This is a genomic window from Chamaesiphon sp. (assembly GCF_041738855.1).
Taxonomy (GTDB): Bacteria; Cyanobacteriota; Cyanobacteriia; order Cyanobacteriales; family Chamaesiphonaceae; genus Chamaesiphon.
Genome location: NZ_JBGSPA010000197.1, coordinates 24,401 through 37,583 on the forward strand (window position 1 = coordinate 24,401; position 13,183 = coordinate 37,583).

The following is a 13,183-nucleotide window of genomic DNA, read 5'->3' on the forward strand; positions in this document are numbered from 1 at the left end:
AAGGTAAGAGCTAATGTATCTGAAATGTATCTGTGGGTATGTAATGCACAACATCGTATTTCCAGGCAAGATCGAACATCTGCTACTTAGTTCTCATGCTCAAGAAAAGTTACAGAATCTTGTTGACAAAGAAGCTGATAACAATACAAAAATTGATATGTGGCCTGAGCACTGGGAAGATTCTGGGGCTGAGGAAGTCTGGCACTGTTTTAAATGTAGTCGTCTTTATATTGGAATTAATAACAGCTCAGAAGATTGGAAAGAGAAAGTACTTATCTACAAACTAGCGCAAAAAGGTATTACTAATCAGGCTACAGGATTAGATTCAGAACAGATTATCAATCAGGAAATGGAAGAAAAACAATATCTTGACAAAGTGAAACAGGAGCAGTCCGGCAATTCACCATTGGAAATAAGATAAATCTAACTGAATTAACTCGATCTTGCAAAATGTTTCAATAGCCATCCACCACATGTATAACGTTAACGCACCGACTTTTCCAGAATATATCGATGATGAGTACCGTCATTTGTCGAGTATTCGATTACCTGCCTTCGCTGGGATGCAGATTGTAAATGGCCCTTATGGATCTGTTTCTGAACCTGGTGCTTCAACCGGAGACACTCACGCTGCTTCTGATAAATCTCTCGATCCGAAAGTCTTTCAAACTGCAATCTTATGGGTGATTGAGCATGATGCTTATATCAGACCTATGCTATTCGCCGCTCTCGTCGAGCAATATTGGGAAATGCGCGATCTGGTAATTGAATGCCTGATTGACGAAGATCCAGATGATGTTGTCCCCAAGATTGAAAATCCAGATAATCTCGCCCCCCTATGTGGCTTGGTAGCACTCCATATTGGAGGCATGACTGCTGCTGGAGAGCCAATCTTTGGTATCGAGCTTGGCTGTAATTGGGAAACTGAACATGGTGCAGGCGTTCAATTTGAAGGGCTAAAAGTCGTTGAATCTGGTGATGCGGCCGTCGCATTTAGCTTTTGACTAATCTCAACCTTTAGAACAAAACCACCGCACAAATAACTTTTCCCCTTCAATCCAGATAAATATCAGCAAGCTACAACCAAAGCAGACCCCCAGTTCAAATAAACTCAAAGGATGGGTGCCAAAAAACGATCGCAATGGAGCAAGATAAACCACCGCCAACTGCAATAGAATCGTGCCCAGAATCGCCCACAATAACAGTGGATTACTAAATGGATTAATTTCGATAACGAGTTTATTCACAGAGCGCACAGCTAAAGCATGACCCATTTGAGCGATACAGAGGGTGGTAAAGACGATCGTTTTCCAGGTATCGGGATCGCCATGATAATCGACAGCATGGGTGCGATCGAATGCCCATTTCATCAACCCGATCGTCACAATTCCAAAAACTAGTCCAATCCTGATAATATATCCACCCAAACCTCTAGCAAATATACTTTCACTGGGCTGAAAAGGTGGACGCTGCATCACATCCGGTTCCCCTGGTTCCAAGGCAAGCGCAACAGCGGGAATCCCATCGGTGACGAGATTCATCCACAGGATTTGGAGCGGGGAGAGCGGTACACCACCCAGCCCAATTAGCGGAGCGGCGGCGATGGCGAGGATTTCACCGACATTGCTACCGAGGATATATTTAATAAATCTGCGAATATTGGTGTAGACAATCCGCCCTTCCTCAACTGCGGCGACGATCGAATTAAAATTATCATCTAATAGCACCATATCGCTGGCTTCTTTACTGACATCAGTACCAGTAATCCCCATTGCTACGCCGATATCTGCCTGTTTCAATGCAGGGGCATCATTCACCCCATCTCCTGTCATGGCCACTAATTCACCCTGTTGTTGTAAGGCTTTGACGATGCGTAATTTGTGTTCGGGGGCGACACGGGCATAGACGCTGACTCTACTAATTGTTTGTACCAAAGTTGCCTCATCCATCTGGGCAATTTCATTCCCGCTCACGACTTGGCTATCGGTTTGAGTGATGCCCAAATCGGTGCCAATCGCCATCGCAGTCAGAGGATGATCGCCTGTAATCATCATCGTCCGAATTCCGGCAGTTTTGCAGGTATCAACAGCAGCACGAACTTCGGGGCGGGGGGCATCGAGCATCCCGACTAAACCGACCCAAATTAGTTCTGATTCCGCGCTATCTGCGTCAGGAAGGTGGGGGAAATACCGATAGCCGAAACCCAAGACTCTTAGCCCTTGACTCGCTAGCTGGGTATTTTGGGTGCGGATGGTTTGTCGATCGATCTCAGTTAATTGGACATACCGATCTGCGACGAGAGTATGGGTGGATCGATCGAGGATTGATTCTGGCGATCCTTTGGCGAATAGTAGGTAATATGGGGCTTGTTCGCAGATGACGCTCATCCGTTGCCTGTCGCTATCAAATGGATATTCCTGAACGCGCGGATAACTCTGAGACGTTGCGTCAATTCCAGCTTTACGGGCAAGTGCTAATAGGGATCCCTCCGTCGGATCTCCCAAAATTTGCCACTGATTATCGGTATACTGCAACACCGCATCATTGCAGAGAGCGCAGCCCCAGAGTAAACCTTTTAGAGCCGGATCTGCGAGTGGCTCGATCGATTTACCATGGAGTTGAAAATCGCCGTTGGGAATGTAGCCCTCGCCGCTAATTTGATATTCAGCCGTTAAGGTAGCCACTTGCTGCACCACCATTTTATTTTGGGTGAGGGTACCTGTTTTGTCAGAACAAATAATCGTCACCCCGCCGAGCGTCTCCACCGCCGCGAGTTTGCGGATGAGGGCTTGGCGTTTTACCATCCGCTGGGTACCCATCGCGAGGGTGACGGTAATGACGGCGGGTAATCCTTCGGGTACGACTGCTACGGCGACACTCAGAGATGTTTTGACTAATCCTGTGAAGGTATCCAGATTGAAAGAACCTCGGAGCAAATCGGGCAACATCCCCCCGCCAATTGTGAGCGCGACAATTACCAATGCACCCATCACCAACACATTGCCAAGCTGTGTTAATTTCTGTTGGAGTGGAGTCGGCTGACTTTCGACACCTTGCAATAGCGCGGCGATTTTGCCGAGTTCGGTATTCATCCCCGTGGCGGTGACAATGGCAACACCGCGCCCAGTGGTGATTTCAGTTCCCTGATAGACTAGGTTAAGGCGATCGCCTAAAGGTGTATTGGCGGCTAATTCAGTCTCGGCGGTTTTACTACTAGCCGTGGCTTCCCCTGTCAGCGCGGATTCTCGGATTTGGAGTTGTACCGCCTCAAGTAGACGCGCATCTGCGGCGAGTTGATTACCAGCTTCGATCTGAATTACGTCTCCAGGTACCAACTCCCGCCCATCAATTTCACCAATCTTACGATCGCGCAATACCCTCACCTTGGGTGCAGACATCTGTTTGAGGGCGGCTAATGCTTGTTCGGCGCGACTTTCTTGGACATAACCCAAAATCCCATTGAGGATGACGATCGATAGAATGGCGATCGTATCTTTATACGGCAATCCAATCGTTTTTCCCGCCTGAAGTTCGATAAAATCGAAAATTCCCGATACGATCGCCACAAAGATCAACATTACCAACATGACATTGGTAAATTGGTCGAGTAAAATCTGCCACCATTGGCGACTAGCCGCTGCAACCAGTTCATTCGTGCCAAATTCTTGTTGTCGATCGATTATCTGTCGATCGGTTAACCCTGTTTTGTCGTCTGTATCTAGTTGTGCTAACGCCTGAGTAATAGTCAGTGTATGCCAAGACGGATCTACATTTGCCATTATTTGCCGTTGGCTCGAAGCGTGACGATGCTGTGGTGAAGGCATAGGAAAAGAAGTAAAGGTAGATTGGTATATTTGACCGATAATTGGGAAATACTACTCAATTGACTTTATATTTTGATAGTGAAGCTCTACCGTTCCCGATGAACTCGATTTCGATTCAACCAAATTAATCCATCTAGTTTTTCAATATATCCATCAAGGCTAGTTGCGATGTGAAGAATTAATATTGTTGCCATAGCACTCGGTCAGTTCGAGTTTCTACCACAATAGTAAGATGAGCAACCATTGCGCCAAGCGATCGCGCTGATGGTTGTCGCAGAATTGTGGAAATTGGTGACGGACAAGTTTCGGGTTTAGCGAGTCGCTGGGTGGGGTAAAGATCTGTGGTACTAACTCAGCGGAAGTCCCTACCCTCGTGCTGTGCGGGGTAGGGATGGATAGTGCGCTGGGGTACTTCACATCGATGTTACTAATTCTGAGCTTGAAGATCGATCGCTTGTTGACCTGCGCTGGATGTGGCGAATCCCAAAAATGCCTTGACGGCATCGCTGGGTTGCCCTTTATACACGTAGGATAGCGGGCGTTGGTAGGGATAGTTGGCGGCTTCGGGTGCGATCCCGTCGATGGCGATCGCGCGGACTGTGGACTGTTTGGCAACCTGAGCAAGCGTCGCATAGCCGATACCGTCAGCACCCAGAGCTTGCAGCAGTGGCGTCGTCGCGTCTCGCGCCAAGACCTGGAAGTTACCGCCAGCACCAAAGCTTTTGCCCTTCAATCCGATCTCTTGAAAAGATTGGTGGGTGCCACTATTGGCGGGTCGTAAAATCGGTCGAATGGGTAGAGATTTCCCACCGACTTGCGACCAGTTATTCACTTCACCAGTAAATATTTTAGTGATTTGGTCGGCGGTCAAACCCGTACGGAGAGCGTTATTGTTACCAACGACGATCGCGATTTTGTCTTGACTGACAATTGGCACTGAGACTAAGCCTTGACTTTGTTCGGCAGCCGTCAGTGTGCGCGAGATCCCCGTCAGATCGATCGACCCCGCAGCGAGATCGGTCAAGCCTTGACTGGAACTCGATGCTTGAGGGATCGCACGAACGCCTGGAAATTTTTTCTCGAAGGCGATTTTGAGAGCCTGATTAACTTGTGCCAAGCTGGTGGAACCCCCAATCTTGAGGATCGTACCCGCCGGAACTGCATTCGGTGTCTCAAATGCTACCTTGGGTGGTGAGTTTTGACGATCGCTATCGCTACTATTGCCAGGACTGACGATCGGTGCGGGCGAATTATTATTACTAGTGAATTGATTGTAGAGAGCGTAGCCTCCGCCTGCTAGAGCCAATGCTCCAGCGATATAAACAATGGGGGGCGGACTTTTTTTGGAACTACTCATAAAATGTCATCATTGAATATGAAGGATCGAACAGAGCGGCGAGTAACACTAAATAAGTAGGTAGATATAATTATTTGGAAGCTAGATTATGCCTGAAACCTGAAGGATGGATTGGTTGGGTCACTCGCCTAGTAGCAGTTCCCGCCTTACTAACTAACACTACGAAATATTGGTTTAATTGGGTGGTAACTGAGAGTTATGCTGCTTCAACTTTGCCAGTCGCTCATTGACTTTGGCTTGAAGTTGGGCATCATTATCTTCATCGATTAGTGTCGATCGATTGAGCGAAATATCTGCAACTAGCTTCTGCTGCATTTCATATTCGGTGGCTTGGAGTTGGGCATTGTCCAAGGTAGACTTGGCGGAACCACCGTCGAATTCATCATTCGCACGGGCAATCTCCTGCAATGCAAGATTGACACGGGATAGATCCCGAGTGTTCTGAATTTCGGTGCGGTAACGTGCGACTTCTAACTGTTCTTGAGTGAGGCGATTTTGAGCACTAATCAAGACTGCTTCAGCGCGATCGACTTGACTATGGAGCTGCTCTAGTAATGTTTCCTGTTGGATGACTTGTGCCAGTCTCAGCCGTGCATCGCGATCGCGCCCCTTGTTAGCAGCGATCTCTGCTGCTTGCTCCAAGGCTCGGATCTCTTGGATCTTGGTATCATATTGAGCTTGCAAATCCTGGTAGGAAGCTGCTTGCTGGGCAACCGCCGCTGAGAGACTGGCAACCGACTGGGACATCTGAGTCAGAGCGCGCTCGGCGATCGCCAAGGTGTCCGCTTGACTGGGCGGCAGCGCGACTGGGGGTGTTTTGCCCCACAACCAATCCCAGACATTGATGACGACTTTTCCGGCTCGATCGCCCATCAACCAGTTCACAAAGTTTTGACCTTTCATCAGTCTGGAGTTAGAAGCTGAGTGGGTTTAGCCCGATTATAGCGCAGGTCAGGGCAACAACTTACAGATTTGTAGCGTGTGTTCGAGGTCTAGTGGATGGTGGATGGTGGATGGTGGATGGTGGATGTGTTAGGCTTCAGCGGCTTGCGCTCGCCTTTGTTCCCCGACGGTTTAGCAAGACAGCGATTCGCGCTCCTCGGCTTTGCCGAGGGTTTAGCGAATCAAGACAGCGATTCGCGCTCCTCAGCTTTGCCGAGGGTTTAGCGAATCAAGACAATAGAGCCGTAACGCACCAGTGTCAACACATAAGGATCTGATTTAGGACTGCTATAGTTTTCTGGAACAACTCGTCAATCAGGTGGGGAGAGAGTTGCCAAAAAAGTATCTCAGGAGGATGAAGATCGCTGCACTTAGAGCCGTCGCGATCGGAATTGTGACAATCCAAGCGAGAGCGATCGATTTGAGGGTATCGAGACTGAGCGATCGCCAATTTTTGACCGCACCTACGCCCACCACAGCACCGACTAGAGCGTGGGAAGTCGAGACGGGTATCCCCTGACTCGAAGCAATCAAAATCGTGGCTGCGGTGGCGAGTTCGGCGGCAAATCCGCTGCTCGGTTCGAGCTTGATAATCCCTTCGCCAATCGTGGTGATGACTTGTTTGCCCCAAATGGCTAAACCCGTGACAATCCCCACGCCGCCAAGGATGAGCACCCACAGGGGGATCTCCAAACTAGATTGCGGGACAGTGCCAGTACTTTGAATATACAAGATGGTGGCTAGCGGCGCGATCGCATTTCCCACATCATTAGAGCCATGTGCGAAAGCGACACAGCAAGCACTCAATAATTGAAATCTCGCCAATTGCCGCTCGACGACTACTTGGATTTCGGCTGAGTTGACGGTGAGGGGTTCCGCTCTCAGCCGCCGCCAGCCTACCACCGTAATCGCGAGTGCAGCTATCCCCCCCAATCCTAGTGAAAAATCATGGCGGGGCACAGTTGGTAAAAAGTCTGACGGCAAAGATGCGACAACAGTCGGTAACACGACGATCCCAAATACCCCAACTAAAATCAGTGACAACCAGGGCATCCAGGTATCAAGCTGCACTAGCGGCTGCGCTTGCTCCAGAATCCAGCGTTTAATCAGTAAATACAAGCCCGCAGCTACCGTTCCACTCAGCACTGGCGTGACGATCCATGCCAGCGAAATGGTGCCCAGTGACGACCATTCTACCGCGCTCGATCCTGCCGCGACCCAACTAAAGCCCGCGATCGCGCCAACCACCGCATGAGAAGACGCCACTGGCAAATTTTTGGTAGTGGCAATCTGCAACCACAGCCCACAGCTCATCAATACCGCCACCATTCCCAGCAACAGTGTTTGTGGTTGACTGACAAATAAATCGGGATTGGCGATACTCACGGCTAAAGTCGAGGATACCTGTCGCCCAAATAAGACCGCACCTGTAAATTCTAAGACACCAGCAATGACGATCGCTTGTTTGAGCGTAATCGCTTTCGAGCCAACCGAAGTCCCCATCGAGTTGGCAACATCATTGGCACCCAGATTACAGGCAACATAAAGAGCCAAACAGCAAACAAATCCAATAAATATCATCGCTCGGTGTGAGAATGGGTAAAATTAGGTGATGAAATGTGGTTTGATTTTAGTGCAGTGGTAGCATTAGCAGCCACGATCTGCGTCACCTTGTTTCTAGCCCCTAGCGCATCAGTCAAATGGCACAGCACAATCCTCATAGTATTCAACTCCAAATTAATCGGATGTACGAGAGCGGTCAATCTTTATTTGCTAAAACTAAAGTAGAGGACTGGCTCAAGCAGCGCAATGAAAATCCGGCCGATTACAATATTATCTTTAATAGACAACCTGCACCTGTGGGTTCTAGAGCTGTGATGGCGATCGCGATCGAGCTACAGCGTCAAGATGGTCAACCAGTAGATGAGTGGTTGCTCGCCCAACTCAATGATATTCAATAGCTCGACCACAACTCAACGATGAACACATCCTTAAACGACTCTACTGATGCCATGCTCCGCACCTCCGAGCCTTTGCCACAATTCAAGATTTTGGATCGCCCAGTGCATCTAGCGACGGAATATACACCGTGGCTGATCGACAGATTGCAGCGTGGGATTGGTACCCATGTGGTGACGATGAATGCCGAAATAATCATCCAAGCTAGTCATGACACTGAATTAGCGACGATTATCGATCGAGCCGATCTGGTGACTCCAGACGGATCGGGGATTATCATGGCATTGCGATTGCACGGTGTCGAGCAACCGCGCTATGCGGGGATCGATCTAGGCGAAGATTTACTGCGCTTGGCGGCGCAGCCAGAGTCCAACTATCCAGTTTTTTTCTATGGAGGTCAGCCCCAGATCGTCCAGCGCGCCGCTCAAAATTGGCAAGCTAAACTACCCAATCTCAAGATCGTCGGGATCGAGCATGGCTATCTCGACACCGAACAGCAAGCCAAATTGTTGCTCCAAATTCAGACGACTCAGCCAAAAATCATCCTAGTAGCACTGGGAATGCCCCGCCAAGAAATTTGGATCAGGGATAATTTTCATCTGTGTCCCCAGGCAATCTGGATTGGTGTGGGTGGTAGTTTTGATGTCTGGTCTGGCGTCAAAAATCGCGCCCCACAATACATCCGCAATCTCGATCTAGAATGGTTGTATCGGATCGTCCAAGAACCCAGTCGGTGGCGGCGCGCGCTAGCCTTACCGAAATTTGCGATCCTCGCTATCGCCGAGCGCATCAGCGCGGGTCGGCACTAACTAGCCGAGCGACCAGCCGCCAAGCAGCTACACTAGAGACAGTATTTCAGACAATCCTTCATTCTTGGTTTCATGTCCCTAACTGCGGAATTAGCGTTAGTTTTCGTCCTGATCTTAGTCAACGGTATATTTGTGATGTCAGAGATGGCAATCATCTCAGCCCGAAAAGTCCGATTGCAACAGTCAGCAAATCAAGGAGATCGTCGTGCTGCAATCGCTCTCAACTTGGCACTTACTCCTCATCGATTTTTACCGACAGTTCAAGTTGGGATCACCCTGATGGGGATTTTGTCAGGTGCTCGGGGTGAGAGTGCAGTCTCCAGATTGCTAACACCGCTATTCGGACAACTGCCTGCTGAGTATAGCAAACCGATCGCTTCGATCCTGGCGATCGCGATGATTACGTATCTTACACTCGTGATTGGTGAGTTAGTACCCAAACAATTAGCCTTAAATAGTCCTGAAAAAATTGCCAGTTTTCTCGCCATCCCGATTAATTTTATCGCGCGGGTATCGACACCACTGATCTTTGCTTTGAGTGGCTCGACCAGTTTCATTATCAAATTATTGGGTATCACACCTTCTGAGGAGCCAGAGGTGACAGAAGAAGAGATTAAAGTGATGATCGAGCAGGGTACTGAAACCGGAATGTTTGAGGAGTCCGAGCAAGATATGGTACAAGGAGTACTGAGTTTAGGCGATCTCAAAATTGGTGCGCTGATGACCCCCCGCCCAGATATTACTTGGATTGATATCAACGATCGCATCGCTATTACTCGTGACAAAATTATCAATAGTGATTATTCGCGGCTACCAGTCTGTGAAGGCGAACTCGATCGCGTTTTGGGCGTCATTCATGTAGCTGACTTACTCTCTCAAACGCTCAAAGGCGAGGAAATCAACCTGACGGCATCCCTGAGCCAACCATTATTTATCCCCGAAAGTACGCGTGGGTTGAAAGTGCTGGAGCAATTTAAGAAATTTGGCACCCATATTGCGATGGTGGTAGATGAATATGGGGTAATTCAGGGTTTGGTGACGATGCACGATATGTTTGAGGAGATTTTTGGCGATATTACCGACTTTAATGAAGTTCCCGAAGAACCCCAAATTATTCAGCGTGAGGATGGTTCGTGGTTGCTGGATGGGATGTTGTCGATCGAGGAATTGCTAGAACAATTTGATATCCCTGAAAATGCGATCGATCGCGGTAATTACCACACGCTGGGAGGATTTGCGATCATGCAGCTCGGCAAGATTCCCATTTCTGGAGAATATTTTGAATGGCGGCAACTCAGATTTGAAATCATCGATATGGATGGCAAAAGAGTCGATAAAGTATTGGTCGAACTAACTGAAACTCTAGAAGAACAAGCCGAAGCCGATCGCAATTAGGCACAGGCTTAGATGTGGGCGCACCCAAACTTATTCCGCCGCCATTGCCACCCGATAAATATCACTTGGTGTCAGATGTGAGTGGACGACTCGACCATCTTTAAACCACACAATCCGTCTGGTTTGTTTCGCCACATCGGGTTCATGAGTCACCATGACGATCGTAATTCCCGACTCATTGAGCTGAGTAAAAATATCCATCACCTCCTGAGTCGTCCGCGAATCTAGGGCACCTGTCGGCTCGTCAGCGAGTAACAAGCGCGGTTCGCTGACGATCGCGCGGGCGATCGCCACCCGCTGCTGCTGCCCCCCAGAGAGCTGGTTGGGGCGATTTGCCATCCGGTTGCTCAAGCCCACCTGCTCCAAGGCGTGGACGGCACGCTCTTTGCGTTCGCCCGCTGGCATCCCCCCATAAATCATCGGCAGCATCACATTTTCGAGCGCGTTGAGTTGGGGTAACAGATGAAATTGTTGAAAGATAAAACCGAGCTTGCGATTGCGAATTTTGGCGAGTTCGGCATCAGGTAGGGTCGATACATCCAACTTGTCGAGATAGTAATGCCCGCTGGTAGGTCTGTCGAGACAACCAATAATATTCATCGCTGAAGATTTGCCCGAACCAGATGGCCCCATAATCGCGCAATATTCCCCAGCAGCGATGGTCAAGTTTACCTCATCCAATGCTTTGACGAAGGTGTCTTCGATCCCATAGGTTTTGTTGATGTTTTCGAGGCGAATAATTGGCTGAGTTTCATTCATCGGGGCTAGGAATTGGCGATCGGCAAGCATAGATATAGCTATAATAAGTGACAAAACAATCGATGCTCAAAGAGAGGATCGGCGCAGACGACTAGTTATCGTAATTATTCAATGTACTTATCCCTATTTTACAGTTGTCGTCACGATCTCACCAGGTGGATGAAGATTGTCAGTGTTGCGACCATCTTGACGATCGCCCATGCACCTGGATCTACTGCTCAGTCGCGGTTGATACCCACTGAAATCAATCTTGGGGACTGTGTGGCACCAAGGATATCCGCTGTCAAAACTGCCGCTCATCGAGCACTCGATCGCCAATATTGTACCCAGAACAATCCTGGCAAATCTCAAAAGATCCAGGCTTGTCAACAGCATCTTGCCGCTCGTACCCAAGTGGCTTTTTTCTCCGATCGATGTACTAGTCAGAATTATACGCTCGGGATCGATGGCGTTGAATACTCACTCAAACGCACCCGTGGAAATCCCGTGCCGCCATATCTAACTGGCTCATTTGCTGGGAGCGGGATTCGCTTTGATGTCAACCAAATTAGGTCTATTAAGCAGCGTAATGATGATGGGATACCGAGTGGTGAGGTCGAAGTATTAGTGACAATTACTCAAGGGAAAAAGACTAAAAAAATCACAGGTACTTTAGTCTATGGGCCATGATTCAAGGTTGCTAATGTTGATGACTGATATCTGTATAGGAGTGACTATGACTAACTTGGGGATGAACATGTGGGTGCTGATGTAGAGAGCGATCTTCAGTCTCAACATCAGTAGCATGTTCGTGGTGATGTTGCCGATCGCCCTCATGAGCATGAGCGTGGGAAAATTCTGGGTGAGTATGACTAAATCGATCGGGTGCTAGGCACAGATGCACGATCGCTAGTACTGCCAATCCGATGCAACTACCATACCAGAACGTGCGGTCGGGAAAAGTCGTACCCAGCCACCCAGCTAGGGGGTAAGCCCCCGCCCACCAGAGATGACTCCAAGCAAAATGTGCCCCATACACGCGCCCCTGCATATTTGTCGGGGTCCGATCGGCGATTAATGTTTGCAGCGATAGATTGATGAGACTCTGTCCGCAGCCAGCGATCGCCCAGAGCAAAATTAGTGGAGCTAATCCGACGTAATTGGCACCGAGCAAGGCAGCATTAATCGCGATGCCACCAGCAAGGAGGGTGATAATTTTCGATCGATATTGTGGGAAAATCCCGATCGCCATCGTCCCCAGGGTAGCACCCAACCCAAACCCCATCATTACCCAACCATACTCTACCGCCGTCCGATGGAGTGTCCCTTGCACATAGCCCACAGTATTGACCAAAATCTGGGCACCCGCGATCGACGCCACCAACTGGAGCATCAACCCGTAACGAATCGGTGCATCAGCCCATAACCTCGCGGTTCCAGCCAAAATATCCGAGCCGATGCTGCCCACTCGCCGCTGTGGAGCGGCAGTGACATCCGATCGTAAATTACCAGGGAGAGTACCAATCAGGATCGCCGCAATCAGAAAGCTGACACCGTCCCAAAAAAACAACTCCCTAGCACCGATCAATAACGCCAGCACCCCCGCCAATCCTGGTCCAAATACGCCCAAAATTTGGTAAGTAGTACCTGATAGCGCGATCGCTTGACGATAGTCAGTTTCGCCTGTGACGAGGGGAATTGTCGCTTGATATGTCGGCGCGAAAAAAGCATTGAGGATATTTAACCCCAGTACCAGTGTGTAAATTTGCCAGATACTCTGCACAAAAGGTAATAAACAAACCAGCACCATTCGCCCCAGATGGGTAAACATCAAAATGGGCTGACGATCGCATTTGTCGGCTAGTACCCCTGCTACTGGGGACAATAATGTAAACGCTGTCACCCGCAACGTCAACGCACCTGCGAGGACAACTGGCGCAGACTTACCAGCCAGTTCAAAAGCGAGTAATGCTAAACCCAGCCAAGTCAGAGCATCCCCAAATAAGCTCACCGTTTGGGCGAGATATAGCTGTCGAAAAATTGGGTTTTTGAGACTAATTGGGAAGCCAATTTTCAGCATTTTGGGATGCACGATCGAGCGATCGTCCTGAAGCCAATAGTACTATGGTAAGCTATCTGCGGTGTTATCATCGTTGTAA

The 13,183-nt window shown here is 49.0% G+C and carries 12 protein-coding genes; 6 read left to right on the forward strand and 6 right to left on the reverse strand.

The genetic code is table 11. From position 1 onward, the window contains the following. Positions 1 to 43: 43 nt before the first annotated feature. Positions 44 to 421, forward strand: a complete 378-nt coding sequence (locus ACEW9I_RS21590; RefSeq protein WP_373542384.1) for a hypothetical protein — start codon at positions 44 to 46, stop codon at positions 419 to 421. Between the two features lie 52 nt (positions 422 to 473). Continuing rightward, positions 474 to 1,004 carry a hypothetical protein gene (locus ACEW9I_RS21595; protein WP_373542385.1) on the forward strand — a complete coding sequence of 177 codons (531 nt, stop codon included), beginning with the start codon at positions 474 to 476 and terminating at the stop codon, positions 1,002 to 1,004. A gap of 6 nt (positions 1,005 to 1,010) precedes the next feature. Here the strand turns inward: ACEW9I_RS21595 and ACEW9I_RS21600 are convergent, their stop codons facing one another. From ACEW9I_RS21600 to ACEW9I_RS21615, 4 genes are all read right to left on the reverse strand, one after another. Further along, the gene (locus ACEW9I_RS21600) at positions 1,011 to 3,824 is read right to left on the reverse strand and encodes a cation-translocating P-type ATPase (protein WP_373542386.1); all 2,814 of its coding nucleotides are present in this window, start codon (positions 3,822 to 3,824) and stop codon (positions 1,011 to 1,013) included. A 427-nt stretch (positions 3,825 to 4,251) separates the two neighbouring features. Continuing rightward, a complete protein-coding gene (locus ACEW9I_RS21605) occupies positions 4,252 to 5,181 on the reverse strand; it encodes a phosphate ABC transporter substrate-binding protein (RefSeq protein ID WP_373542387.1) in 930 nt (309 codons plus the stop codon). Between the two features lie 174 nt (positions 5,182 to 5,355). Then, on the reverse strand, positions 5,356 to 6,084 hold the full coding sequence (locus ACEW9I_RS21610) for a PspA/IM30 family protein (RefSeq protein ID WP_373542388.1): 729 nt from the start codon (positions 6,082 to 6,084) through the stop codon (positions 5,356 to 5,358). A 354-nt stretch (positions 6,085 to 6,438) separates the two neighbouring features. Then, entirely contained in the window at positions 6,439 to 7,704 is a 1,266-nt protein-coding gene (locus tag ACEW9I_RS21615) for an inorganic phosphate transporter (RefSeq protein ID WP_373542389.1), read from the reverse strand. Between the two features lie 119 nt (positions 7,705 to 7,823). On the opposite strand from ACEW9I_RS21615, the gene ACEW9I_RS21620 reads away from it, so the two are divergent. The 3 genes from ACEW9I_RS21620 to ACEW9I_RS21630 all read left to right on the forward strand — a co-directional run bounded on the left by ACEW9I_RS21620 (position 7,824) and on the right by ACEW9I_RS21630 (position 10,286). Next, on the forward strand, positions 7,824 to 8,084 hold the full coding sequence (locus ACEW9I_RS21620; protein WP_373542390.1) for a hypothetical protein: 261 nt from the start codon (positions 7,824 to 7,826) through the stop codon (positions 8,082 to 8,084). Positions 8,085 to 8,102: 18 nt separating this feature from the next. Beyond that, positions 8,103 to 8,891 carry a WecB/TagA/CpsF family glycosyltransferase gene (locus ACEW9I_RS21625; RefSeq protein WP_373542391.1) on the forward strand — a complete coding sequence of 263 codons (789 nt, stop codon included), beginning with the start codon at positions 8,103 to 8,105 and terminating at the stop codon, positions 8,889 to 8,891. Between the two features lie 72 nt (positions 8,892 to 8,963). Then, positions 8,964 to 10,286, forward strand: coding sequence for a hemolysin family protein (locus ACEW9I_RS21630; protein WP_373542392.1), 1,323 nt, complete (start codon positions 8,964 to 8,966; stop codon positions 10,284 to 10,286). Between the two features lie 30 nt (positions 10,287 to 10,316). On the opposite strand, the gene ACEW9I_RS21635 is transcribed toward ACEW9I_RS21630, so the two are convergent. After that, complete coding sequence (locus tag ACEW9I_RS21635) at positions 10,317 to 11,075, reverse strand: ABC transporter ATP-binding protein (RefSeq protein ID WP_373542393.1); 759 nt, start codon at positions 11,073 to 11,075, stop codon at positions 10,317 to 10,319. Positions 11,076 to 11,156: 81 nt separating this feature from the next. Between ACEW9I_RS21635 and ACEW9I_RS21640 the strand changes: the two genes are divergently transcribed. Next, a complete protein-coding gene (locus ACEW9I_RS21640) occupies positions 11,157 to 11,714 on the forward strand; it encodes a hypothetical protein (RefSeq protein ID WP_373542394.1) in 558 nt (185 codons plus the stop codon). Between the two features lie 10 nt (positions 11,715 to 11,724). Here the strand turns inward: ACEW9I_RS21640 and ACEW9I_RS21645 are convergent, their stop codons facing one another. After that, the gene (locus tag ACEW9I_RS21645; protein ID WP_373542395.1) at positions 11,725 to 13,104 is read right to left on the reverse strand and encodes an MFS transporter; all 1,380 of its coding nucleotides are present in this window, start codon (positions 13,102 to 13,104) and stop codon (positions 11,725 to 11,727) included. Between the last annotated feature and the right edge of the window lie 79 nt (positions 13,105 to 13,183).